This is a genomic window from Marinobacter daqiaonensis (assembly GCF_900115285.1).
Taxonomy (GTDB): Bacteria; Pseudomonadota; Gammaproteobacteria; order Pseudomonadales; family Oleiphilaceae; genus Marinobacter; species Marinobacter daqiaonensis.
Genome location: NZ_FOYW01000003.1, coordinates 287,318 through 311,086, shown reverse-complemented (window position 1 = coordinate 311,086; position 23,769 = coordinate 287,318). Strand labels below are relative to the sequence as shown.

Here is a 23,769-nt window from a genome sequence, read left to right as displayed (position 1 = left end):
GCCAACGCAAAAAATCAAACATCCTGTTAAGCCTCGTGCGGAGGGCTTCTTATGGAAAGCAATGTCTTTCATTTACAGTACGCTATAGATACCTTTTATTTCCTCGTTTGCGGTGCATTAGTCATGTGGATGGCGGCTGGCTTTGCCATGCTGGAATCCGGACTGGTCCGCGCCAAGAACACCACCGAAATCCTGACCAAGAACGTGGCGCTGTTCGCAGTGGCCTGCACCATGTACCTCGTGTGTGGCTATGCCATTATGTATGGCGGTAACATTTTCCTCAGTGGCATGGGCGAGGTCGACGTCGCCGGTGTACTGGGTGAATACGCCGAGCGGGGCGACTTTGAAGGTGGCTCGATCTATTCGGGCGCTTCCGATTTCTTCTTCCAGGTTGTGTTCGTGGCAACCGCCATGTCCATCGTCTCCGGTGCCGTGGCCGAGCGTATGAAGCTCTGGGCCTTCCTGGTATTCGCGGTGTTCATGACCGGCTTCATCTATCCGATGGAAGGTGCCTGGACCTGGGGCGGTGCCGACGTATTTGGCATGTACAACCTGGGTGATCTGGGCTTCAGCGACTTCGCCGGCTCCGGCATCGTTCACATGGCCGGCGCGGCCGCTGCCCTGGCAGGCGTACTGCTTCTGGGTGCCCGCAAGGGCAAATACGGCCCCAACGGCGAAATCCGCGCCTTCCCGGGTGCCAACATGCCGCTGGCTGCCCTGGGCACCTTCATCCTGTGGCTGGGCTGGTTCGGCTTCAACGGTGGTTCCGTGCTCAAGCTCGGCGACGTGGCAAGCGCCCACTCCGTCGCCATGGTCTTCCTGAACACCAACGCAGCCGCTGCCGGCGGTGCCCTCGCCGCCCTGATCACCGCCCGCATCATGTTTGGCAAGGCGGACCTGACCATGCTGCTCAACGGCGCCATTGCCGGCCTCGTGGTCATCACCGCCGAGCCTTCCACCCCGAGCCCACTGATCGCCACCATCTGGGGTGCTCTGGGCGGCGTGCTTGTGGTCCTGAGCATCGTGACGCTGGACAAGCTGCGTATTGACGATCCTGTCGGTGCGATTTCGGCTCACGGTGTCTGCGGCCTTCTTGGTCTTCTGCTGGTACCGATCACCAACGACGGTGCCACTTTCAGTGGTCAGATCATCGGCGCCCTCACCATTTTCATCTGGGTGTTCGTGGCGAGCCTGATTGTCTGGGGCATCCTCAAGGCAGTCATGGGCATCCGCGTGACCGAGGAGGAAGAGTACGAAGGTGTGGACCTGTCCGAGTGTGGTATGGAAGCCTACCCGGAGTTCGTCTCCAGCAAGTAACTTCCGCACCCCGAGCCGTCCGCCATGGCGGCTTGTCGGTCACAGCCGACAGCAGAGAGGGCAGCGATGAGCTGCCCTCTTTTTTGCGTTTCCGGGTCAGCGCTTGGCAGTTTCATCCCTCGGCGGGCCGGACCGGATCCTCCAGGGCGTCCAGCATGAACTGAGGCATTGCCAGAGCACCGCGGTGGACACCCTCGTTGTAATAGCGGGTCACGAAAGGCCGGTCGGCGGCGTCTTCTTCCCGGAAGTAACTCGTGTGAACCTCCTTGCCGCCCATGGTGCAGCTCCACCAGCCGGTGGGGTAGGCCGGCTGCGGAAATGGCAGCGTCCGGACATGATCAAAGCCCGCCTTTTTCATATCGTTGTGAATGTCCCGGATGATGCTGTCGGTATGCAGCAGAGGTGACTCGCTCTGTTGAACGACGATACCACCCTCCCGCAGGGCGATCATGCAGTCCCGGAAGAAGTCCAGTGCGAACAGCCCCTCTGCCGGCCCCACCGGGTCGGTGCTGTCCACGATAATCAGATCGATGGAGCCCGGCGCCTGGTCCCTTATCCACCGGATACCATCACCGAAGAAGAAATTGGCCCGGGGGTCACCGTTGGACTCGCACAATTCCGGAAAGTACTTTTCCGAGGCCCGGGTCACCCGCTCATCGATTTCAACCTGCCACGCCTCCTTTACATCAGGGTGCTTGAGTACCTCTTTAAGGGTGCCGCAATCCCCGCCGCCGATGATCACAACTTTCTTCGGATCCCGGTGGGTGAAAAGCGCCGGATGGGTCATCATCTCGTGGTACAGGAAGTTGTCGCGACTGGTGAGCATGACGCAGCCATCCAGGACCATCAGGTTGCCGAAGGTTTCCGTTTCCCAGACTTCCAGTTTCTGGAACTCGGTCTGTTCCTCGTGGAGCTTGCCCTTGACCTGAAGGGAGAAAGCCGTGCCCTGGTCCTGGAAGACCTCGGTAAACCAGTTATTATCAAGTGAACTCATTTGCAAACCTCCGTCAGTTTCCGGGCACCCCGTGCGCCGTGGAATGGTCGCCATTGTAGGACCCCGTGGGGCTCAGCTGAAGCCCGTTACCGCCAACAGTTTCCAACGCCGGCCATCGTGCCTACAATGGGCCCGCCGTTCCGGACTGCACCGGGGTGGCTTTTCAACCGCGTACAGGAACCCAGTATGGCCACCGACACCCACGCCAGCCAGCTCTACAACATCCCTCACTGGAGCAATGGCTACATCGACGTCAATGCCGACGGCGATGTACTGATCCGCCCGGACCGGGGCCGCAGCCAGGGCAACATCAACCTGCCAAGGCTGATCGAGAGGCTGACCGACGACGGCCTCGGTCTGCCGGTACTCGTGCGCTTCACCGACATCCTCCATGACCGGGTCAACACCCTGTGTGACGCGTTCAATCAGGTTTCCCGTGAGCACGGTTACCGCGGCCGCTATACGGCGGTCTACCCGATCAAGGTGAACCAGCAACGGGCAGTGGTGGAAGAGCTGCTGAAGGCCCGGCCTGCCGCCGACAATCACCAGATTGGCCTGGAGGCGGGCAGCAAACCGGAACTGATGGCGGTACTGGCGCTGTCACCGGCGCGGGGATCGGTGATCGTCTGCAACGGCTACAAGGACCGGGAGTACGTGCGCACCGCCCTGATCGGCCAGAAGCTCGGATTCCGGGTGTTCATCGTGGTGGAGAAACAGTCGGAGCTCAAACTGATTCTCGAGGAATCCAGCCGGCTGGACGTAAAACCACTGATCGGTGTGCGGGCACGGCTTGCCACTATCGGCAAGGGCAACTGGCAGAACACCGGCGGCGAGAAGTCCAAGTTCGGTCTGTCCGCCGGCCAGGTGCTGGACGTGGTTGACCGCCTGAGGGCCGCCGGGGCGCTGGATTCGCTGCAGTTGCTGCATTTCCATCTGGGCTCCCAGATCGCCAATATCCGCGATATCCAGACCGGCCTCCGGGAATGCGCCCGTTTCTACAGTGAGCTGCGCCACCTCGGTGCTCCCATCGATACCGTCGACATTGGCGGCGGCCTGGGCGTGGATTATGAAGGCACCCGTTCCCGCAGCAGCTGCTCCATGAACTACTCCATGGGGGAGTACGCCTGGAACGTGGTTCATACTCTGCAGGGCGAATGTGACCGGGCAGGCGTGCCGCATCCCGACCTGATCAGCGAGTCCGGCCGGGCCCTGACCGCGCATCACGCCGTGCTGGTCACTAACGTCATCGACCGGGAGCAGCCGGAAACCCGAGCGCCGGAAGCCCCGGAGGATCAGGCCCCGGGTCCACTCCATGATCTGTGGCGGGATTTCCTCAGCCTTTCCGAATCGGGCAGTCCGCGCTCGCGGGTGGAAATCTACCATGACCTGCTGCATGCCATGAGCGACGTCCATGCCCAGTTTGCCCACGGTCTGCTGACTCTGGCTCAGCGGGCCGACGCCGAGCGCATCTACACCGCAAGCTGCCGGTTGTTGCAGCAGCAACTGAGCAGCAGCAACCGCGCCCACCGGGAAATTCTGGACGAACTCGACGAGAAGCTGGCTGAAAAACTGTTTGTGAACTTCTCCCTGTTCCAGTCGCTGCCGGATATCTGGGGCATCGAGCAGGTGTTCCCGGTACTGCCCATTGCCGGACTGAACCGGCCCGTCACCCGGCGCGGGGTGATCCAGGACATCACCTGTGATTCCGATGGCCGGATTGACCGCTACGTCGACGGTCAGGGACTGGAGACCACCCTGCCCCTGCCGGCGCATCAGGACGACGTACCACAGCTGATCGGGTTCTTCATGACCGGCGCCTACCAGGAGATCCTGGGGGATATGCACAACCTGTTCGGCGATACCCATTCCGTTGACGTACACCTTCAGGCCGATGGCAACTACCAGGTGGGTCAGCCCACCGAGGGCGACACCGTCGCCGACATCCTCCGCTATGTGAATTTTGATCCGCTCGCCTTGCGTAAAGCCTATCAGCAACGGTTTGCCGCCAGCGAACTGCCGGCGGATGAGCAGAAGCAGTTACTTGCCGAACTGGAGGCCGGTCTTGAGGGATACACCTATCTCGAGGAATAGAAAAGTAATAGTGCGCAGAACTCTGATACAGAAATGATCTAACCGACTCTGGTTCCTGCTGATCCAGAGTCACGCCTGTAGCGTAAATCCGGCCAATGACAATCGCTGGACGAGTGCTACAATCATGACGAACAATATCTCAGCTCAAGCTGCTGTCAAGGAGCGCCCGGTGACGACACTGGATCCACAAAACTCGCGGGCCGAAGGTCGAAAAGACCCGTGGAGCCAGCTGCTCGTCAAGGTTGGCAAGAATCAGGACCGCCAGGCGTACCATGCGCTGTTTGAACACTTCGCGCCGCAGATCAAGTACTACGCCATGGCCAATGGCATGTCCAGCCACGCCGAGGAACTCGTTCAGGAAGTATTCGTATCCATCTGGAGGCGCTCCTGCCTCTACGACTGGCGCAAAGCGGCCGCATCCACATGGATTTTCACCATTGCACGTAACCAGCGCATTGACATGCTGCGCAAGATGCAGCGCACCAGCGCTGAAATGCCCGTTGAAACCGAAGACCTGTGGCAGATCCCTGGCGAGAACGAGGACGAGCCCGTTACCTCCCTTCATCGCCTGATGTCCGAGCGCCGGGTCCGCGAGTCTCTGAAGCACCTTCCTGAAGAGCAGATTACGGTGATTGCCAAGGTTTACATGGAACACAAGTCCCACCAGATGGTGGCCAACGAACTCGATATACCGCTTGGAACCGTCAAGAGTCGGGTGAGACTGGCGCTCAACAAGCTCAAAGTAATCCTGCAGGACCAGAACGTATGACCCATCACCATCCTGACGGCCTGATGCTGATGGAATACAGCGCAGGCAACCTGAGTGAACCGTATGCCCTGTGCATCCGTCTTCACCTGGACAAGTGTGCCCACTGCCGAAGCCGGGTGGATACCCTGGACAGCCTGGGAGCGGTCATGATGGAGCAACAGGCTCAGGTCACCGTATCGGAATCGGTGTTTGACAGGATTATGTCCCGCATCGATGACGATACCCCGCTACCGGCAAAGCCCGCCAGCAGACCTCGCGGCGCGCTGAGCAAATTGCTTGGGGACGACCTCAACGGGCTTCCCTGGAAGCGCCAGCTGGGGGACGTGAGCGTGCTGGACATCACTGACCGGTTCCCCGGCCAGCAGGAGCAGGTGGTTCTCCAGAAGCTGTGTGCCGGCGGAAAGGCACCCGTCCATACCCACCGTGGCATTGAAACCACGGTAGTACTGCAGGGTGCGTTTGCCGACAACAAGGGCGTATTCAATCAGTGGGACTTTGTCATTCTCGGACCCGAGGATGAGCACAAGCCAGTGGCTCTGGAGGGGGACGACTGCATTACCCTCTCCGTTCTCAGCGCCCCCCTCAAGCTGACCGGGACCTTTACGCGCCTTCTCAACCCGTTTATCCGCTGAGGGTCCCCGACCCTCAGCCGTCTTTCGCCCAACCAGCAACGAAAGCACCCGGAATTCAGGTACAATGCGGTTTTCACCCGACGAACCGGTTGCCATGATTGCAGACGACACCTCCTTCCGTTTTGGCGGCATCGAACGCCTCTATGGCCACCGCGCAAGCATCGCTCTGCGCGAATCCCATCTTGTCGTTGCCGGACTGGGTGGCGTGGGTTCGTGGGCCGCCGAAGCCCTGGTTAGAACCGGCGTGGGCACCATCACCCTGATCGACATGGACGATGTCTGCGTCTCCAACACCAACCGCCAACTGCATGCCCTCGAGGGTCAGTACGGTCGCACCAAGACCGATGCCATGGCTGACCGCCTGCGGGCCATCAACCCACGGGCGGACATCCGGGTTCACTTCGGCTTTGTGACAGCGGGAAACGTCGCCGACCTGATCACCGGCGACATGGACGGGGTGGTGGACGCCATTGACAGCGTCAAATCCAAGGCGGCCCTCATCGCCCACTGCCAGCGCCGCAAGACGCCGCTCGTGGTATCGGGTGGTGCCGGGGGTCAGATTGACCCCACCAGGGTCGAAGTGGCGGACCTGAGCCGCACCACCCAGGACCCACTGCTGGCCAAGATTCGCAACCTGTTGCGGCGTGAGTACGGTTTCTCGCGGAACCCCAAGCGCAAGTTCGGCATTGAAGCAGTTTATTCAACGGAACAGCTGATCTATCCGACGGGGGACGGTGAGGTGTGCCACCAGAAGCCGGACACCGGCGGCCCGGTGAGGCTGGACTGCGCCACCGGTTTCGGTGCGGCCTCTCCGGTCACAGCGACGTTCGGCTTTATCGCGGCATCCCGGCTGATCAACCGGATCGCCCGCCGGGCCGGCGAACCCCCAGGCGCCTGAGTCGCTCACGACCAAAGATCCAGCACCAGCTTGCCCCTTACATGGCCGCCCTCAAGCAGACGATGGGCTGCAGGGGCGTCCGCCAGCGGGAACACACCGTCGACGTGAACCCTGACATCGCCGTCCTCGATGAGCTCCAGAATTTCCTCAAGCTGGAACACATCGGGACGGACCGTGATGCCGTGGGCCCGCAGCCCCATCCTCTCAGCCTCGCTGATCACCTCGTCGGCGGTGGCCGTAGGCACGGTTACCAGGACGCCCTGCTCACTGAGGGTATGCAACGACCGCCGGCCAACGCTTCCACCCACCAGATCGAGCACCAGGTCCAGGCCATAGCACTCGTTCACAAAGTCCACCTGATGGTAATCAATGACTTCATGCACACCCAGGCCCGCCAGGAAATCCCGGTTTTCAGCGGACGCCGTGGCAACCACGTGAGCCCCACGCTCAAGGGCGAACTGGACCGCCAGATGGCCGACGCCGCCGGCACCGGCATGGACCAGCACTTTCTGGCCCTTCTCCAGATTGCCAACCTCAAAGAGGGCCTGCCAGGCCGTCAGCCCGGCAAGCGGTAACCCCCCGGCGTGTAACAGGTCCAGCTCCTCAGGGACAATCGCCAGCTCCGCGGATGGCGCCAGAACATACTGGGCGCAGGCACCCCCGTCCACGGGAAAACCCACCATGCCCAGCACCCGGTCCCCGGGCACCAGGGTGGATACCCTGTCGCCCACGGATACCACCTCCCCGGCCATGTCATAACCCGGTATCCAGGGCAGGTCATCCTCGATCTGGCGGGCCACGAAGCCTAGTCCACGCCGGGTTTTCCAATCAATAGGGTTAACCCCGGCCGCGGCAACCCGCACGCAGACCTGATCGGGACCGGGCTCGGGAACAGACGCCTCCGTCACACGAAGTACGTCAGGGTCGCCGAATGTGTCGTAGACCAGTTGCTTCATGGGTACTGCACCGGATTGATCCATGATTGACTCCCTACCGAAAACCTTGAAACACGCCCGCCAGCGTCCCGGGGCACGAAATATCCTCGTTCCTGAACGTTCAGATTAGCAGAGTTCGATGACACCGAAAGTGGTTCGATGCGTCAGAACGTGAAGCCACCTTTCACCTGGATGCGACGGAAGATATCGGCAAACTCCGGAGGCACCCGGGAGGGTCGCTGGGACGCCATGTTGACGCAGGCATGGGTCGAGACTGCCCGCATCAGGGTTTTGCCGTCGACGGGGCGAATCAGCTGGAACTGGCGGGCTGAGCGGATGCGACCGTCGAAATCGGTTAACCAGGTGCCGAGGACCAGCCTGTCTCCGGCATTCGCGGCCCCCAGGTAGTCGATCTCGGTACGGGTTATGGCCATGGCCTTTCCGGTCTGTTCATGGAGGGCCCACGTCATGCCTTCACGTTCGATATGTGCCCAGCTTATATCTTCCAGCCATCGTACGTAGACAACATTATTGGCATGGCCCAGCCGATCGGTATCCTCCGGCCGCACCTCGATGGGAAGGGTGAACGGGTCTGGCAGATCCCAGGTCAGGGCGTCTTCCCGGTGGTCTGTCATGGCGTCATGGCTCCTTCGGTCTGTTATTTTCATTGAACTGTTGTCGTTACCGGGGCTACTGCTGCAGAAATTGCCGGCACAGTCGCGCAAACTCATCGGGCTTTTCCGCATGAAGCCAATGGTCCGTACCCGGGATTTCCTCCACCCGGGCGGCCGGGAACAGAGTCTGGATGCGGTCATGATGCTTTTTCTGGATATAGGCGGAGTTCTCTCCCTTGATAAAAAGCACCGGGCCCTCGAAGGGACCCTCCCCCTTGGGCGCGTCCGCCAGATTCTGGTAGCAGGCCTCGATCACCGGCAGGTTGAGTCGCCAGCGGAAAGTGGCGCCATCGTCTTTTTTCTCCGACTCGGGCACACGCACCAGGTTTTTCAGCAGGAACATGCGGACCTCCGGAGTCTCGACATGGGCTTCCAGCGCCTTGTCCGCCTCACCCCGGGACTTGATGGTGGCCAGGTCGAGGGCCTTCATGCCCTCCAGAATGGCGTCGTGCCTGGGCTTGTAGGTGACCGGTGCAATATCCGCCACCACCAGCCGGTCCACCCTGTCCGGATAGCTGAGCGCCACCTGCATGGCGGTCTTGCCCCCCATGGAGTGACCGATCAGGCTGGCGGTCTCGATCTGCTGGCTGTCCAGGTACCGGACAACGTCCTCCGCCATCCGCGGATAATCCATGGTATCCGTGTGGGGTGAGCGACCGTGGTTGCGCAGATCCAGGCCATGAATCTGCCAGCTGTCCTGCAGGCGCTGGTTGATGCCACCGAGATTCTCCAGTGATCCGAACAGGCCGTGAAGCAGCAGCAACGGCTTTCCTTCCCCGGTTATGCGATGGTGTAACGTGACGCTCATGGATACCTCGTGTCGAATCTGTGAATCATCGCTCCGCGAAGGAGCCCTGTCGCGCGGCTCCTTGCATGTGCAGCCAGCGCCCGAGCTTTGCTATTGTTGCAGGGTCACTTTGCAAGAGTACAGTCCATGCCGGATTTTTCGCTGGTCGCCATTGCCCTCATCGGGCTATACGCTGTGGCGCTGGTCTGCGTTTACCGCATCCTGCTCAGTTACCGCACTGCCCAGGGCGCCATTGCCTGGGTTATCAGTCTGTTGGGACTGCCGTGGCTGGCGGTACCCCTGTTCCTGCTGTTCGGTCGCAATCGTTTTTCAGGCTATGTTCGCGCCCGTCGGCTCAATGACCGGGCTCTGGAGCCGCTGCTCAACCGTTATGAGGAACAGGCCGAGACGGTGCCCGGCGGAGACAGCTCCGGCCTCGGCGATGAGTTCCAGGTTTTGTGCACCCTAAGCCGACAGCCATTCACCGACGGCAATCACTGTTCTCTCCTGCGCAATGGCGAAGCGACCTTCGAGGCTCTTTTTGACGCCATGGAGGCCGCCACCGACTACATTCTGCTGGAATTCTACATAGTCCGTTCCGACCGCGTCGGCACCCGCATCCTCAACATTCTCAAACGTAAACTCGGCCAGGGCGTCCGGGTCTACTTCCTGTACGACGACATCGGCAGCGCCTTTCTCCCCGGCCGTTATCTCAAGCAACTGCGGGAGGCCGGGGCGCGGGTCGCTTCCTTCGGGGATGGCAATGTCCGCCGGCGCCGCCTGCAGATCAACTTCCGCAACCATCGCAAACTCCTGATCTGCGACGGCAGCACCAGCTTCGTGGGGGGCATCAATCTGGGCGATGAATACCTGGCGACTGAGACCGAGGAACCCTGGCGCGACACCCACTGTCGCATTATCGGCCCTGCCTCCCTCGGGCTCCAGCTGGCATGGCTGGAAGACTGGCACTGGGCTGCCAGCGATGTGCCGGAGCTGAACTGGACTCCCCCCAAGGTTGCCAGGGGGGACCAACAGATGCTGATCCTGCCCAGTGGCCCGGCTGATCGTTGGGAAACCTGCACCCTGTTCTTCCTGAACTGCATCAACAGCGCCCGGGACCGGCTGTGGATCGCGTCGCCCTATTTTGTCCCGGACTTCCAGATCATGAATGCTCTCCAGCTGGCGGCCATGCGGGGGGTGGACGTGCGCATACTGATCCCGGAAAAGTCCGACCATATTCTGATCGGTCTTGCCGCTTACTCCTATCTGGTGGCCGCCAATGAATGCGGTATCCGGATCTGCCAGTACCAGGGTGGCTTCATGCACCAGAAGGTGGTGCTCGTGGATCAGCGTTACGCGGCCGTGGGAACCGCCAACCTGGACAACCGGTCCATGCGGCTCAATTTTGAAATCACCGCCCTTTCCACGGCACCCCGATTCGTGGCAGAGGTGGAAACAATGCTGGAGGAGGATCTCGCCCTCAGCCGTGCCCTGGAGCGGACCGATTATGAGGGCAGGTCCGCTCTGTTCCGGCTGGCCTGTCGCAGCGCCCGGCTGATGGCGCCACTTCTCTGAAACCGCTGCGCCCTCAGGACCGCCGCGACCCGGATCCGGGCTCCTCTTTCACCAGCGAAAGGTGGCTGACATCCGGCACCACCGGAGGAGGAAGATCACGCTCAACGCCAAGGTCGGTGCCTGGTGGGGCAATGCTCCAGTCATCCAGGTGATCGAACACCGGCTCTTCGACCTGGCGCTCGGGCTCCAGGCGGCTGCCCACCGGTTCCAGGCCAAGGCTGGACCGAGCCAGCACCTCATCGACCCTGTCACCGGCCACCGGCAGGCGATCCCCCGGCTCCACCGCCGGCCCCTGCCTGCTCACCTTATCAGCGCTGGTGACATCCGGCGCTGATCGCGATTCCGAAGCAGCCCGGGCCGCCGGAGCCGGGGCTGCTTCGGGGCGCGCGGACTGGTCCGGAGTGACACCCGGCCCGGTCATGGTTTCCACATAGGCGATCATGCCGTGGCGTGCCAGCACCAGCCGGTATTTCTCCGCCTGGTCCTGCTCCAGCCTGTTACGGATCACCACCGGACGGCCGCTGAACATGCGTTCCACCTGTTCCACCGATGCCTTGAACAGGGCGCGGGCATTGCTCCGCGCCGTAGCCACATCGGTGCCAGGCTGACATTCTCCACGGAAAATCAATTGAAACATGGCCTGATCCTTTCACCTTCTGCATGTCGGTTGGATACCGCTGACGACCAGCGTTTTCCACTTAAGTTTAGCCTTCCGGCGGAAGAAATGGCACAGTGCCGAGCGGCGCCACGTCACAGGTCAGGAACAGTAACAGGACCGGGCACTAACTGTTAAAGGTTGCAAAACGTGGGCAGCATTGGTGACGTGCCTCACATTTCTCTGTGATAATACTTCGTAACAGTTTGTTACACGGGACTCGCCCCTGCCAGGAGAATCAGGCCATGCATCGCCTCGCCCCCCACTCACTGCTCGCCCTTCTGTTCGCCAGTCTGGTTCCGGCAGCCGCGACGGCGGAGAACATTGACTTGCTGATGAGCAATCTCTTTCCCAAGGAAGAGCTTACCTACATCGGTTTCGACAGTGTCGAGCGGGCCGACATTCCCACCGCCTCCGGGGTCGATCGAAAGTACCTGATCGTGGATTTCCGAAGCGGTTACGGTCGTGACCGGGAGCAGGAGCTGGCCAGCGTCCACCGTGTCTGCACCGCGCTTCTGAAAAACCGAGACCTGATCAGGTCACTCACCCACCAGGGTTACGACATGGTGTCCGTGGCGTTTGACCGGCACTACCAGTACGACTGCCTCTAGCGTGGCTTGATACCGGTCTTCCGGGCTCAGCCATTCTCCTCTGACCTGCTTCCTCCCAGCAGGTCGGGGAACGCTTCGAGAGAGGCGTTGACGGCATCCAGGTTGAAAGCGTCCACGTCCGCCATCAGCTTTTCCGCGTATCGGGTCACCGCCCGGGAACGGTACCTCTGTCCCCAGCTCATTACCTGGGCCGCGAAATAGCGCATCTGCTCAGGGTCACCGCTTTCCCGAACGGTGCGCCACTCATCCCCGAAGTCTTCTCGCAGCTGTTCCTTCAGCCAGCTCCGCTCCTGCATATCGAGGGTTTCGGTCATCGGTGTCTGGTGGTCCTCGAGTGGCACTTCCGGCTCTTCCTCCATCGTCACCGCCGCCACGTCAGTGAGCACCACGGTAAAGACCGAGCCCTGTCCCTCAACGCTGTCCACGGTCAGCTCGCCGCCCATCATTCGTACCAGCTTGCGGCTGATGGCCAGTCCCAGGCCGGTACCGCCGTATTTGCGACTGCTCTGACCCTCCTGCTGCTCAAAGGCATCAAAGATCCGCTCCTTCTGGTCAGGCGCGATACCGATACCGGTATCCGTTACCGCGATGCTCAGGTGATAAAGTCCTTGCTCGCCATCCCGCGCCGACGGTGTGGCGGTAGCGCGAACGGCGACACCGCCCTCATGGGTGAACTTGATGGCGTTACCCACCAGATTGAACAGCACCTGACGCAGCCGGGTTTCGTCGAGAACCAGGCCAGAGGGCATGTCGGGCGCAACGCTAACCTCAAGGCTGACATTGTGCTCCCGGGCCCGAAGGTCGAAGATGTGGCGAACATCCTGAAGCATCCGGCGCAGGGAAACCGGGCCATATTCAAGGCGCATTTTCCCGGCCTCGAGGCGTGACAGGTCGAGAATGTCGTTGATCAGCATCAGCAGGCTCCGGCTGCTGGCGCGAATGGCATCCAGGTAGTGCTTCTGCTGCGGGTCGGTAACGGTCTTGCTGAGCAGGTCACTGTAACCGATCACCGCATTCATCGGCGTGCGGATCTCATGGGACATGTTGGCCAGAAACTCGCTTTTCGCCCGATTGGCGCTTTCCGCCTCCCGGGCAAGCCGCTCTGCCTCAAGCTTGGCGGCTCTCAGGTCATCCTCACTACGGCGCAGGGCGTGCTCGGAACGGATACGCTCGTCCACCTCCCGTGACAGCTTGCGGTTCCAGTACAGGAAAATCAGTACCACCAGGACGGCGATCAGGATCACCCGCTTGATGGCCGTGTAGTCCTGTCCCTGCTCGATGTCCAGGTACACCCAGCGATTGTATATGGCGTCTTTTTCCGCCGCGTCGATGTTGGCCAGCCCCTTGTTGAGAATACGCATCAGTTCGCCGCGGTTCCGGTTGACCGCCAGCCGGAACTCGTATTCGTAAGGGGTAATGCTGGTGATCCGCAGGTTGGAGAGGCCCAGTTTTGCCACGGTATAGCTGACCCCGGGGATATGGGTCACCATCACATCGAGATCGCCGTTGGACAGGTCCAGCAGGCCGTCCTGCACCGAGCCGACCGGATAGAGGTTCAGGTCCGGATGATTGATCAGCAGGTAATCGTGGGCGGCGTGCTGACTGACCACCCCCACCCGCTCCTCACGCAATTCCCGCAGATCGCCGATAAAACGCCCGTCCTCCCGGATCACCACCACGATGGGCAGGGTCAGATACGCCCGGGTGAACAGGAAGTCCTCCTCCCGGCGAGGCGTTCTCGGCAGAGCCGGAAGGATATCGATCTCGCCGTTACGAAGCATTCTCTCGGCGGTGGCCCAGTCCGACACCGAGCGACTCTCGAGTTCGGCGCCTAGATTGCTGCCAAGGCGCTCCACCAGGTCTGGCACCAGTCCCCGGGTTTTGCCGGCCTCGGTGAATTCAAACGGTGGCCAGTTTTCACGGTAGGCAACACGGAGGGGAACACGGTCTCGCAGCCAGGCCTTCTCACTGGAGCTGAGTGTCAGGCCGCTGGCGCTGTCCAGGTCGATAACCGGGTCCGGCAGCCACGCCCCCCGGATTCGCCGGTGCTCATTATGACTGATGGACTCGATGGCCCTGTTGAGGATCGGTACCAGTTCGGCCCGTTCCTGACGCACCTCCAGCACAACCTCCATCGGCGATCCGTCGAGCAGTGCGATCAGGGCCACGCCATTGATCAGTGCGGACTGCAGGTAGTCGGAAACCACGGGCACCGGGCCTATGAAGGCATCCGCCTGCCCCGACAGGACAGTGCTCACCGCCTCGCTGATGGTCGCGACCGGCACCGGCGTGAACTCCTGAACCGACTCAAGCAGATCAAGCTGATTGGGGTCTCTGGCCACCAGTGCCACCCGTCGCCTTTCCAGATCCGAGAGGCGGCGGATGCTGGCATCGCCCGGATCGGCGAACAGGCCGTAGGTCACCGACATCAGGGGCCGGGTTCGGATCCAGTCACCGTCGGTGGACTGTCCCGAGCGGCCAGTGCTGATCCGGAGGTCCGGAACGTGACCGGCGCCGGGGAGATCCGGCTCGCCGGTCTCGGCCAGGGTCTCGACCCGGATATCGAGACGCAGCTTCCGGGCAATCAGGGACAGGTAATCAAGATAGGTACCCGCGAGCGTGCTCTCCGCGGTGAGAAACGCCAGCGGAGTCTGTCCGGGCTGGACCCCAACCACCAGTCGGTCGATGTCGTCCAGCCTCTCCAGTTGTTCGGCGCTGAGCATTGGCCACATCATGGGCGTTTCCGGCTCCGCCAGGGCCACGGATATCCCGCTCAGCAGGATGGAAAGCAGAAGGTATAACGGGTACTTCACTGGGGATTGAGCTCCCGGGCGCCGGCAATCCGGTTGCGCCCCTGTTGTTTGGCGCTGTAGAGCGCCTTGTCGGCTTCATCGAACACCTGGTCGTGACCCGCGCCCTCACGGAACCGGGCCAGCCCCGCAGAGAAGGTGATCTGCACGGGTTGTCCCTGAAAATGAAACGGCATGCCCGCCACATGTTGGCGCAGATCGTCCAGCAACAGGCGAGCCTGTTCCAGGGAGGTTTCCGGTAACAACAGGACAAACTCCTCGCCGCCGTACCGGGCCACGAAGTCCGTATTGCGCAATCGTTCCCGCAGGGCCTTTGCCATCAGGTGGATGACACGGTCACCGGCCTTGTGGCCAAAGGAATCATTCACCCGCTTGAAGTGGTCGATATCGATGACCGCCAGGGAAACCGGGTGGCCATAGCGTTGCCAGCGATTATACTCGAACTGGAGTCGCTCATCCCAGGCCTCCCGGTTGGGCAACTGAGTCAGGATGTCCGTCAGCGCCCTTGCCCGCTCACGCCTCAGCTGGTCGCGAACCTGCTCACAGTGGGTTTCCATGGCCACCAGCTTCTCCTGCATGGTCACCATCTGCTCGGCCAGCTGTTGTTCGCGGACATTCTCCTGCTCACGAAACGCCTGTACGGTGCGGGCAATGTGGTCGATGTGACGGCTCACCGAGCTCCGAAGTTCGGCGATATCCGAGCTGGCGTGCAGATGAGAACCCAATTCAGTGAGCTCTTCCTGGAGCGACAGTTCCAGCTCCGCTGAGGCGGACCTGCGCCCTGCCATTGCCTCCGCCTGCTCGGCGACGTGGCCGTGGAGGGAGGAAAGTTTTTCATCCAGCCGTTGCAGGAAGTTCTCGAACTCCCGCTGATTGTGGCTGATTACGGTAATCACCAGATCGGCGGTGTCCTCAAGACTGATGCGCAGGGTCTCCCAGTCATCGTGGTCAGACAGCCGTGACCGGATCAGCGAAGCCCGCTTATGGGTATCCGGTGGCAGGTCCACCTGCTCCATGACCCGTTCCATGAGTTCACCGACACGACGGGCAATACGCAGTCGCTGCTCCGGATCCGTTTGCACTACGTCCGGGCTCCCCACGGGCGGCGGCTCGCGATCCAGCGCCATCTTACCGGAATCGTGGCCACCACTTTCTTCCGCAGATCCTGGCGAAGCTCCCTCCCGGTTGAAAAGACGCCCGAACAGACCCCGCCCCCGGGGGGCTTCCCCCACGGTATCCGTCAGTGTCTGTTCGACCGTTTCCGCAAAGGACTCCAGCCAGGGCAGCAGCCTGTCCTGGGGCATACCCCTGGGCCCGAGGTCCTTGCGCAGTCGCCTGAGTCCGGCAAGACTGCCGCTCAAGACGGGACTGCGCTCCAAAGCCTCAAGAAGGCGCCCCAGAACCTTTCCCAACTGGCGAGCCTCGGTCTGGCCCCGACCATCAAGACGCTCCAGCTCCTGGTCCAACTTTTCCTGGAACGTCTTCAGGGTCTCCGGTGCCCGCTCCCGGCCGCGGAGATACTGGCGCAACTCTCCCAGTAGTTTATCAAGCCGCTCGTCCTGACCTTCGCAGGCGAAGCTGGTGCGCGCCAGAAGTCGCTCCAGAAGATAGTGGAGCTCCTCCTCGTCACCTGGCGGAGAGTCACCGCCATTTCTGTTGGATACCATGGTCGATCCTGTATCTGTTCTTGACGGCTGTGAATCCGGCCTGCCTGGCTTACCTAACAGGAATGCTGCCGGAAGCGCCTCCGCTACTATAGCGAAACGGGTCTCACCACTCCTTGATCCGACGCAACCCCTCTATCCGGACCCGGAGCCGTCGCTGCCGGGCGTTGACCGGCGCTTCGCCCTGGGGTGGGCCTCGTCGTACACCCGTGCCAGGTGCTGGAAATCCAGGTGGGTATACACCTGGGTGGTGGCAATATCCGCATGTCCCAGTAATTCCTGTACGGCACGGAGGTCGCCACTGGATTCCAGCAGGTGGCTGGCAAAGGAATGCCGGAGCAGATGTGGATGCAGGTTCTGGTCGGCGCCGCAACGCCGGCCCCAGCGGTCCAGGCGGGCCTGGACACTGCGAGGCCCCAGGCGCTTCCCGCGCTGGCTCACGAAAAGGGCTGTCTCCCCGCTCGCCGCCAGCTCCGGACGCAGCGCCAGCCATTGCCGAAGTGCCTCACAGGCCTTGCGGCCCACCGGCAGTATCCGCTCGCGGCTGCCTTTGCCGAGGACCCTCACTTCGCTGTTGGGCAGGTCGAGTCGATTCAGGTCAAGCCCCGTCAATTCCGCCAGCCGCAGCCCGGAGGAATAGAACAGCTCGAACATGGCCAGGTCCCGGACTTCAAGCGGATCCTCGGGTTCGGTGTCAAGCAGCTGCATGAGCTGATCGGCGTCCGCCGCCACCGGCAGCTTGCGCCCGGTCTTGGGGGCGCGTATGTCCAGAGCGGGATTGGAGCTGGCCAGGTGCTCACGAATGAGATAGTCGTAGAGCCGCCGAATGGCGGACAGGGCCCGGGCGATGCTTCCACCTGAAAGCCCTTCCCGGTTGAGGGTTGCCGCATACCGGCGCACATCCGCAACAGTTATCTGATGCCAGTGTTCGATGGCCGGGGTCTGGGAGGCCGCCCAGGCCACAAGCCGGCCCAGGTCCCGGCCATAGGCGGCGCCGGTATGGGCAGAGTGTCGCCTCTCGCTGGCAAGGTAATGGAGAAAAGCGCTCACCGGCTCCTGAAGAGACGATGGAGCGTCATACTGCTGACTGCGGCGATGACCGGTCATGGACAGGCCCGGTCAGCGTGAATCGGCCACCGCATCCAGCACTGGCTCAGCCTGACGATGACGTTGCAGCAGGGGTGGTAGCAGGCGGCTGAGAGTGTCGCTGATGTAGGACAGGAACAGCGAGCCCATACTCTGATCGAAATAGCCCGGCTGGCAGCTGCCGACCGCGAATACACCGATCAGGCGGTCGGTCCTCAGGGGCACCAGCGCTACGGAGGCTACCGGGTCCTGGCGGCCGGGGAACAGGAAATCGCGGTCTGCTTCCCGGAACTGACCGCAAACGGCGCGCTCACCTTCCAGCAGAGAGCCCAGCTGATCCGTTGCCTTCGCCTCCGACACCAGGTGCAGGGCACCGGAGCTGGCACCGGCTGGCAGGTCCCCGCCGATCAGCATCAGCGATGCAGCGTCAAGACCAAAGTCTCCGCGGATGCTGTCATCGATGGCCGCCGCCATTTCGGTGAGATTACGGGCCTCGATCACCTGCATCAGCAAGCGCTTGCTCTTCTCGAACAGGCGATCGTTGTGGCGGGCGATGGACACCAGCTCAACCAGTTCCTTGCGCAGGGTGTCCCGCTGCTCCCGGAAGAGGTGGACCTGGCGCTCCACCAGGGAGATGGCGCGTCCGCTGTCATGGGGCAGGGTCAGCGAGCGCACCAGCTCATCCCGGCCCACGAAGAAATCCGGATTGTCCCGCAGATACTCGACCACCTGCTCGGCTGTCATGGTTGCTTCCACTGATGATTCCCCTGTTATTGCGACGGCCTTCTACCGGGCCGATGGGCTCGTGTTTATTGTATGGCGCCAGACACTTCCCTAGGGACGGCGGTCATGGGACCGTACTGTCTGGCGGCGACCGCGGCGTCGCTGCGGGCTCTCCGCGGGCAGGCGGATCTGGCCGTCGAATACCCGTGCCGTTGGTCCTTCCATCATAACAGGGGCCCCCTCACCCTGCCATTCGATCACCAGGTCGCCGCCCGGCACTGTGATGCGGACCCGGTTATCCAGGAGTCCCCGCAGGTGCCCCGCCACCACCGCCGCACAGGCGCCACTGCCACAGGCCAGGGTCTCACCGGAGCCGCGCTCGAATACCCGCAACCGGGCACGGCCTCGGTCGATCACCTGCAGAAATCCGATGTTGGCCCGGGCGGGGAAACGGGGATGTCGCTCCAGGGCAGGGCCAAGGGAAGCCACCGGTGCCGTGTCCACGTCGTCCACCAGCAGAACCCCGTGGGGGTTACCCATGGAAACCGCTGACAGATCCAGCAACTGCCCGTTGACGTCGATGGGATAGACCACCTGCCGGGAGTCTGCGGCGAAGGGAATGGCCGCCGGATTCAGTTCCGGAACGCCCATATTCACAGTGACCCAGCCTTCCCGGCCGATTCGCAGCTCGATAACACCGCCGGCGGTCTGAACCCGGATCACACGCCGGTTGGTAAGGCGCTGGTCTCTCACGAAACGGGCGAAGCAGCGGGCGCCATTTCCGCACTGTTCCACCTCGGAGCCGTCGGCGTTGAAGATGCGATAACGGAAGTCCACATCCGGCAGACCGGGTGGCTCCACCACCAGCAACTGGTCGAAACCGACGCCGAAGTGCCGGTCGGCGAGCTTGCGGATCATATCAGGCCGCAGCCGGAACGGCTGACTGATGGCATCCACCACCATGAAATCATTGCCCAGACCGTGCATCTTGGTGAACGACAGCAATGGGCCCTGACTGCGTCTCGGTCCGGTCATGGCATCCTCACTCATTGCGGCAGACAATGTTCGTGTCGCAACTGGTCATCCAGGGTTTCCCGCTCGCGGATCACGTGTACCTGGTCACCATCCACCATCAGCTCCGGCGGACGGTTCCGGCTGTTGTAGTTGGAGCTCATGACGAAACCATAGGCACCGGCGGAGCGCACTGCCAGAAGGTCTCCCGGAGCCAGCGCCAGGCGCCGGTCCTTGCCCAGGAAATCCCCGGTCTCGCAGACCGGACCCACCAGGTCCCAGGTCCTTTCCGCGGTGTCGGTGCGGGGAACCACGGGCTCGATGGCCTGCCAGGCGCTGTACAGGGCCGGACGGATGAGGTCGTTCATGGCACCGTCGATAATGGCGAAGTTGTGGTGCTCAGTACACTTCAGGAACTCAACCCGGGTCAGCATGATGCCTGCGTTGGCCGCTATCGAGCGACCGGGCTCCAGCCACAGCTCCAGGGGACGATCACCCAGGCGGTCCAGCATGGCGCCGATGTAATCGCCGGGGCTCGGGGGCTGCTCCTGGTTGTAGGTCACCCCGAGACCACCCCCCATGTCCAGATGGCGGATATGGATGCCCTGCTCAGCCAGCTGATCCACCAGGGCCAGAACGCGGTCCATGGCATCCAGGAAAGGCGCCACGGTAGTGAGCTGGGAGCCGATGTGACAGTCCACGCCGAGAACTTCCAGATTGGGCATGGCAGCCGCACGGCCATAGACCCGCGGCGCATCGGCAATATCAATGCCGAACTTGTTTTCCTTCAATCCGGTGGAGATGTAAGGGTGAGTGCCTGCGTCGACGTCCGGATTGACCCGCAGTGATACCGGCGCCGTGACGCCGATTTCGCCGGCCACTTCATTGAGCCGGTCCAGCTCGGTGTCGGACTCCACGTTGAAACAGCGCACCCCCACTTCCAGCGCCCGGCGCATTTCCCAGGGCTGCTTGCCGACCCCCGAAAACACCACCCGGCCCGGGTCACCGCCGGCCCGGATGACCCGCTCCAGCTCGCCGGCCGAGACAATGTCGAAACCGGCACCGAGACGGGCAAGTACATTGAGCACCGCCAGGTTGCTGTTCGCCTTGACCGCATAGCACACCAGATGAGGCCGGCCCGCCAGGGCTTCGTCGTAGGCCTGGTAATGACTCTCGAAAGCGGCCCGGGAATAAAGATAGGCCGGGGTGCCATGATCCCGGGCAATGTCGGCAACGGCCACCTGCTCTGCGAAGAGCTGGCCGTCGCGATAGCTGAACTGATCCATGAATGCGTCCTGTTAACGGTTATCAGTGCCGGGTTCGCCCGTGCCGGAAATAACGGCGGATTCGGCGTTCTCCGGACGCTCCAGCGGCCCTTTCTGCCCGCACCCCGCCATCAGGCCAGCGACCAGTGCCAGGATAAACACGCCTCTTACCGCTTTCGCCATTTCAAACGCCCCTCTGACCCGGGCTGGCCATCCGACCCTGGGGGATTGCCGGCACCGTGAAAAACCAATGGCGCAGTATACCTGAGGGCAACAGCGCTGGGCGAGCCGGGGTAACGCCGTCGCGCCGGAGAAATGGCATTCGCTATCGCAACTCCTCGCTCAGCGCCTCCTGCAGGCGCTGCCGGTACCACAGGTACTGGCAGGTCTGCAGCTCCTGCTGCCACAGATGGGGGTCCAGATCATGGGGGAGGTGAATATCGGTGAGGTGCACCGGATAGCGTTCTCCGCTGCGCCGGTGCCGCCGGATGTAGTCGGCCACCGCAGCCATCTGCCGGTCGCCATAGTCTTCCACCGAAAAGGCCTCCTCGTCGCAGTACAGGTCGAAGCGCAGGCTGCCGTCCCCCTGCTGCACACCTACCGCTTGGAGCTCCATGCCATCGAGTGACAGGGATTCGGGCGCCAGCGGTGTCCGTTCCAGCCGCGCCTCCCCGGCTTCCACAATCACCTCGCTGCAGGACAGGTCCGCACCGCCGGAGTAGGCACCCGCCATCTGCCGGAGCTGGCGACGCTCGACAAGGCTCTCAAGGAAGCGCATAAGGGGAAGCAGGACCTGGCGCCGGCTGCCGCTGAAAGGTTGACTCCAGCCGTAGAGTGAACCGGTCTCGTCGGTTACCCAGAAGCGGACGCGGGGGCCGATGACCTGCCAGAACAACTGGATAATATCCGGCTGACAGGCGCCGCACACCGCCCGGAACGCGGGATCATCCGCCAGCGCATGGCGGTCGGGGACCACCGGGGTGTAGACCTCCTGCGGCCGCGCCAGGTAATCCATCAGCTCCTGTTCCGTGGCCAGTCCCGTGAAGCCCGGCTCAAGGCCATCGAAGCGCAGCACGAACCAGCGCTGGTCCACCTGCATCAGGTACCGCAACGGATGCGGCCCGCGACCGCCCGCAAAAAACTGGCTGGTAACATCCGCCACCAGTTCCCGGATACGCCTTGTGATGGCGGCGGCATGGCTGCTACTGGCACTCCACACTGCCACCGCCGGCGGCGACTCCGGCGCCCGGGCCACCATCGCCAGCAGGTTCTTCAGGCACTGCACCAGGGCGTCACCGGTAACATACCGCTGCAGGCTCACCTCGTGCCAGCTGTTCAGGGTGACCTGCTCAATGGTCGCCACCAGATTGTCACGGCCGCCACTGAAGCCAAGGGAATCATGACGGTCACTGAGCTTGTGCAGACCTCTTTCCGTCAGGCTCGCCTGCGGATCCACGCCCACATTCACCAGCAGTAACTGAGTCACCGGTCGCGCCGGCGCCATCAGGGCCTCTCTGGGCACCGGTCCCGCCACCGGCAGGTGAGTCGCCAGGAATGCCGCCATGCTGCGCAGGTCGGTCACCGCCAGCGCCGGTGCTGCGGCCCGTTGCGCCGGGGCACTCTGGTCCCGCCGCTCCTGACGAAGGTTGAGCCGGGTGGACCTTACCAGCAACCCGTTGCAGTGGCACCAGAGCACGAGCTCCACGAGGCTCCCCGCCCGTCGTAGCGGACTCTGCCAGAAGGTCTCGGCCACAGAATCCAGATTCCGGAACAGCAGCCAGCCGTCCGGAGCGGGCTGGTTCGACGCCGCGCTCCGGTGCCAGAACGCCAGATTTTCCTCCGCCAGGCTGGGCGCGATACCCGGATTGATGAGCTCCACCTTGCCGGCCTTGCGCTGGAACGCGGCATACAGCTTTCGGCCCAGCAGGTTCAGGTCGGCGTCGCTGATGGCGGCGCGCACGTTTCCGCTGCGCGCCATGCGGGAGAGCAGCCGGTAGCTGTGAGTCAGTTCTGCCACTACCCTGCGCCGCAGGTCCATTACCAGCTCGACCCGCCATTGATGCCGGGCATCCAGCTCGGCCAGGGTCTCACGACTCCAGCCCCAGTCCCCCACCAGCCGTTGCAGAATCCGCCCCTGCCAACGGCCTGCGGATTCCTCGGCCCGAGTCAGTGGCAGACCGGTTTTCAGATAAAGGGCCCGTCGCGTCAGGTCCAGCCGACCGGGAGCGTCCAGGGCCGACAGCCACAGCTCGAGACGCTGATAGAGCATGACATAGGGATCAAGGCAATCCGGGTCCAGACCGCCCTCGTAGACCGCACGTTTGAAATGCGCTGACAGCAGGCCATGCTCACGGTCTCTGGCATAGCATTCGATCAGCAGCAGTTTGAGCAGGGACTTCCAGGGAGAGTCGATCCCTTTGTAGAGTTGCCAGACGCCCGCGCCAAGAAACTCCGATGGCGGAATGGCGGGCACCGCCCCAAAGTCCAGGTATTCGTCGGGCCGGATAAACCGGTTCTCCAGCAGAAACGCCGTCAACTCGCCGTATCGGCCTTCCTCTTCCACCGGAATCAGCCACCACAAGGGATAGCGCCCTCCCAAATGAATAGCCGTCCGGTAGAACTCATCCAGCAGCAGGTAGTGCTGGGCGCTGCCGCAGTTCTCTGCCGTCACCTCGGTCTTCTGGCGTTGCTGCCGGAAATCCTCGGCGCTGAATACGAAGAGGTTGAGTTCAAGGCCGTAACCCTCTGCCCATGCTGTGAGTCGTCGTGCCTTTTGTGTCAGCCCGGCAACGGCCTGCGGGTCGAGATCCGCCCGGTGACAGACCCAGACGTCCAGGTCACTGGCTACCGAGTGGCCCAGTGAGCCGGGACTGCCCATCAGGTACAGCCCGGTCAGATCCGCGTCTTTCTTGTGGCCCGTCGTTGGCCGGAAGGAGCGGGCAATGCGCTGGGCCGCATGGAGAGCCAGCTCCGATGGCTGGTATCGCTGCAGACCCCGGGGGCAGTCAGCGGCATGATAGCCGGGCAGGGCGGGGTGATTCAGGTGAAACACGAGGGGAAGCAGATCCAGCACTGTCTGCTGACGCCAGGTCAGTGCGGAGCGGGCCCGATCGAGACGAACGCGGTTCAGCTCGCAGAACCGTTCGGTGATACACTTCAGGACCTTACGGTCGACACCTTCCGAAAAGTCCACATGGACAGGCCTTTTATGCACGTGTTGACTACACTCCAGATTTGAGACGTTTTCTTTCGGCGTTTTCTATGTACAATGT

The 23,769-nt window shown here is 62.3% G+C and carries 20 protein-coding genes; 7 read left to right on the top strand and 13 right to left on the bottom strand.

The genetic code is table 11. The annotated features are described in order from the left end of the window. The first annotated feature begins 51 nt into the window (after positions 1 to 51). Positions 52 to 1,317: an ammonium transporter gene (locus BM346_RS16510; protein WP_092015788.1), complete on the top strand. Its 1,266-nt coding sequence runs from the start codon at positions 52 to 54 to the stop codon at positions 1,315 to 1,317. 112 nt (positions 1,318 to 1,429) lie between these two features. Here the strand turns inward: BM346_RS16510 and speE are convergent, their stop codons facing one another. Next, positions 1,430 to 2,311: a polyamine aminopropyltransferase gene (gene speE / locus BM346_RS16505; protein ID WP_092015785.1), complete on the bottom strand. Its 882-nt coding sequence runs from the start codon at positions 2,309 to 2,311 to the stop codon at positions 1,430 to 1,432. Between the two features lie 186 nt (positions 2,312 to 2,497). Between speE and speA the strand changes: the two genes are divergently transcribed. From speA to tcdA, 4 genes are all read left to right on the top strand, one after another. Beyond that, on the top strand, positions 2,498 to 4,402 hold the full coding sequence (gene speA, locus BM346_RS16500; RefSeq protein ID WP_206675654.1) for a biosynthetic arginine decarboxylase: 1,905 nt from the start codon (positions 2,498 to 2,500) through the stop codon (positions 4,400 to 4,402). A 124-nt stretch (positions 4,403 to 4,526) separates the two neighbouring features. Continuing rightward, complete coding sequence (locus tag BM346_RS16495) at positions 4,527 to 5,171, top strand: sigma-70 family RNA polymerase sigma factor (RefSeq protein ID WP_406812879.1); 645 nt, start codon at positions 4,527 to 4,529, stop codon at positions 5,169 to 5,171. Beyond that, positions 5,168 to 5,803 (top strand): ChrR family anti-sigma-E factor, encoded by a 636-nt coding sequence (locus BM346_RS16490; RefSeq protein WP_092015776.1) that lies wholly within the window; start codon positions 5,168 to 5,170, stop codon positions 5,801 to 5,803. Before BM346_RS16495 ends, BM346_RS16490 begins: the two co-directional genes overlap by 4 nt. 64 nt (positions 5,804 to 5,867) lie before the next feature. After that, positions 5,868 to 6,701: a tRNA cyclic N6-threonylcarbamoyladenosine(37) synthase TcdA gene (gene tcdA, locus BM346_RS16485; protein WP_092015773.1), complete on the top strand. Its 834-nt coding sequence runs from the start codon at positions 5,868 to 5,870 to the stop codon at positions 6,699 to 6,701. A 5-nt stretch (positions 6,702 to 6,706) separates the two neighbouring features. Here the strand turns inward: tcdA and BM346_RS16480 are convergent, their stop codons facing one another. The 3 genes from BM346_RS16480 to BM346_RS16470 all read right to left on the bottom strand — a co-directional run bounded on the left by BM346_RS16480 (position 6,707) and on the right by BM346_RS16470 (position 9,118). After that, positions 6,707 to 7,681: an NADP-dependent oxidoreductase gene (locus BM346_RS16480; RefSeq protein ID WP_227662779.1), complete on the bottom strand. Its 975-nt coding sequence runs from the start codon at positions 7,679 to 7,681 to the stop codon at positions 6,707 to 6,709. A gap of 119 nt (positions 7,682 to 7,800) precedes the next feature. Further along, positions 7,801 to 8,271 (bottom strand): acyl-CoA thioesterase, encoded by a 471-nt coding sequence (locus BM346_RS16475; RefSeq protein ID WP_092015771.1) that lies wholly within the window; start codon positions 8,269 to 8,271, stop codon positions 7,801 to 7,803. A 55-nt stretch (positions 8,272 to 8,326) separates the two neighbouring features. Next, on the bottom strand, positions 8,327 to 9,118 hold the full coding sequence (locus tag BM346_RS16470) for an alpha/beta fold hydrolase (protein WP_092015768.1): 792 nt from the start codon (positions 9,116 to 9,118) through the stop codon (positions 8,327 to 8,329). A 126-nt stretch (positions 9,119 to 9,244) separates the two neighbouring features. Between BM346_RS16470 and cls the strand changes: the two genes are divergently transcribed. Beyond that, positions 9,245 to 10,672: a cardiolipin synthase gene (cls, locus tag BM346_RS16465; protein ID WP_092015765.1), complete on the top strand. Its 1,428-nt coding sequence runs from the start codon at positions 9,245 to 9,247 to the stop codon at positions 10,670 to 10,672. Positions 10,673 to 10,685: 13 nt separating this feature from the next. On the opposite strand, the gene BM346_RS16460 is transcribed toward cls, so the two are convergent. Further along, positions 10,686 to 11,309, bottom strand: a complete 624-nt coding sequence (locus BM346_RS16460) for a hypothetical protein (protein ID WP_092015763.1) — start codon at positions 11,307 to 11,309, stop codon at positions 10,686 to 10,688. A 263-nt stretch (positions 11,310 to 11,572) separates the two neighbouring features. On the opposite strand from BM346_RS16460, the gene BM346_RS16455 reads away from it, so the two are divergent. Further along, the gene (locus BM346_RS16455; protein WP_092015760.1) at positions 11,573 to 11,938 is read left to right on the top strand and encodes a hypothetical protein; all 366 of its coding nucleotides are present in this window, start codon (positions 11,573 to 11,575) and stop codon (positions 11,936 to 11,938) included. A 26-nt stretch (positions 11,939 to 11,964) separates the two neighbouring features. Here the strand turns inward: BM346_RS16455 and BM346_RS16450 are convergent, their stop codons facing one another. The 8 genes from BM346_RS16450 to BM346_RS16420 form a co-directional block, all read right to left on the bottom strand. Beyond that, positions 11,965 to 14,661 carry an ATP-binding protein gene (locus tag BM346_RS16450; RefSeq protein WP_092016077.1) on the bottom strand — a complete coding sequence of 899 codons (2,697 nt, stop codon included), beginning with the start codon at positions 14,659 to 14,661 and terminating at the stop codon, positions 11,965 to 11,967. An 86-nt stretch (positions 14,662 to 14,747) separates the two neighbouring features. Further along, positions 14,748 to 16,415, bottom strand: a complete 1,668-nt coding sequence (locus BM346_RS16445) for a GGDEF domain-containing protein (RefSeq protein WP_092015757.1) — start codon at positions 16,413 to 16,415, stop codon at positions 14,748 to 14,750. 132 nt (positions 16,416 to 16,547) lie between these two features. Continuing rightward, positions 16,548 to 17,519 carry a tyrosine recombinase XerC gene (xerC, locus tag BM346_RS16440; protein ID WP_092015754.1) on the bottom strand — a complete coding sequence of 324 codons (972 nt, stop codon included), beginning with the start codon at positions 17,517 to 17,519 and terminating at the stop codon, positions 16,548 to 16,550. 12 nt (positions 17,520 to 17,531) lie between these two features. Beyond that, positions 17,532 to 18,242 (bottom strand): DUF484 family protein, encoded by a 711-nt coding sequence (locus BM346_RS16435; protein ID WP_092016074.1) that lies wholly within the window; start codon positions 18,240 to 18,242, stop codon positions 17,532 to 17,534. A 90-nt stretch (positions 18,243 to 18,332) separates the two neighbouring features. After that, positions 18,333 to 19,256 carry a diaminopimelate epimerase gene (dapF, locus tag BM346_RS16430; protein ID WP_092016067.1) on the bottom strand — a complete coding sequence of 308 codons (924 nt, stop codon included), beginning with the start codon at positions 19,254 to 19,256 and terminating at the stop codon, positions 18,333 to 18,335. Between the two features lie 11 nt (positions 19,257 to 19,267). Further along, complete coding sequence (gene lysA / locus BM346_RS16425; protein WP_092015751.1) at positions 19,268 to 20,518, bottom strand: diaminopimelate decarboxylase; 1,251 nt, start codon at positions 20,516 to 20,518, stop codon at positions 19,268 to 19,270. A gap of 12 nt (positions 20,519 to 20,530) precedes the next feature. Continuing rightward, positions 20,531 to 20,680: an LPS translocon maturation chaperone LptM gene (gene lptM / locus BM346_RS17990; RefSeq protein WP_139229950.1), complete on the bottom strand. Its 150-nt coding sequence runs from the start codon at positions 20,678 to 20,680 to the stop codon at positions 20,531 to 20,533. A gap of 142 nt (positions 20,681 to 20,822) precedes the next feature. Beyond that, positions 20,823 to 23,711 (bottom strand): class I adenylate cyclase, encoded by a 2,889-nt coding sequence (locus tag BM346_RS16420; protein WP_092015747.1) that lies wholly within the window; start codon positions 23,709 to 23,711, stop codon positions 20,823 to 20,825. Between the last annotated feature and the right edge of the window lie 58 nt (positions 23,712 to 23,769).

Excerpts from the sequence above, each read along its gene's own strand:
- BM346_RS16510 (WP_092015788.1), top strand. The coding sequence starts at position 52 with ATGGAAAGCAATGTCTTTCATTTACAGTACGCTATAGATACCTTTTAT.
- speE (WP_092015785.1), bottom strand. The coding sequence starts at position 2,311 with ATGAGTTCACTTGATAATAACTGGTTTACCGAGGTCTTCCAGGACCAG.
- speA (WP_206675654.1), top strand. The coding sequence starts at position 2,498 with ATGGCCACCGACACCCACGCCAGCCAGCTCTACAACATCCCTCACTGG.
- BM346_RS16495 (WP_406812879.1), top strand. The coding sequence starts at position 4,527 with ATGACGAACAATATCTCAGCTCAAGCTGCTGTCAAGGAGCGCCCGGTG.
- BM346_RS16490 (WP_092015776.1), top strand. The coding sequence starts at position 5,168 with ATGACCCATCACCATCCTGACGGCCTGATGCTGATGGAATACAGCGCA.
- tcdA (WP_092015773.1), top strand. The coding sequence starts at position 5,868 with ATGCGGTTTTCACCCGACGAACCGGTTGCCATGATTGCAGACGACACC.
- BM346_RS16480 (WP_227662779.1), bottom strand. The coding sequence starts at position 7,681 with ATGGATCAATCCGGTGCAGTACCCATGAAGCAACTGGTCTACGACACA.
- BM346_RS16475 (WP_092015771.1), bottom strand. The coding sequence starts at position 8,271 with ATGACAGACCACCGGGAAGACGCCCTGACCTGGGATCTGCCAGACCCG.
- BM346_RS16470 (WP_092015768.1), bottom strand. The coding sequence starts at position 9,118 with ATGAGCGTCACGTTACACCATCGCATAACCGGGGAAGGAAAGCCGTTG.
- cls (WP_092015765.1), top strand. The coding sequence starts at position 9,245 with ATGCCGGATTTTTCGCTGGTCGCCATTGCCCTCATCGGGCTATACGCT.
- BM346_RS16460 (WP_092015763.1), bottom strand. The coding sequence starts at position 11,309 with ATGTTTCAATTGATTTTCCGTGGAGAATGTCAGCCTGGCACCGATGTG.
- BM346_RS16455 (WP_092015760.1), top strand. The coding sequence starts at position 11,573 with ATGCATCGCCTCGCCCCCCACTCACTGCTCGCCCTTCTGTTCGCCAGT.
- BM346_RS16450 (WP_092016077.1), bottom strand. The coding sequence starts at position 14,661 with ATGCTCAGCGCCGAACAACTGGAGAGGCTGGACGACATCGACCGACTG.
- BM346_RS16445 (WP_092015757.1), bottom strand. The coding sequence starts at position 16,415 with ATGGTATCCAACAGAAATGGCGGTGACTCTCCGCCAGGTGACGAGGAG.
- xerC (WP_092015754.1), bottom strand. The coding sequence starts at position 17,519 with ATGACCGGTCATCGCCGCAGTCAGCAGTATGACGCTCCATCGTCTCTT.
- BM346_RS16435 (WP_092016074.1), bottom strand. The coding sequence starts at position 18,242 with ATGACAGCCGAGCAGGTGGTCGAGTATCTGCGGGACAATCCGGATTTC.
- dapF (WP_092016067.1), bottom strand. The coding sequence starts at position 19,256 with ATGACCGGACCGAGACGCAGTCAGGGCCCATTGCTGTCGTTCACCAAG.
- lysA (WP_092015751.1), bottom strand. The coding sequence starts at position 20,518 with ATGGATCAGTTCAGCTATCGCGACGGCCAGCTCTTCGCAGAGCAGGTG.
- lptM (WP_139229950.1), bottom strand. The coding sequence starts at position 20,680 with ATGGCGAAAGCGGTAAGAGGCGTGTTTATCCTGGCACTGGTCGCTGGC.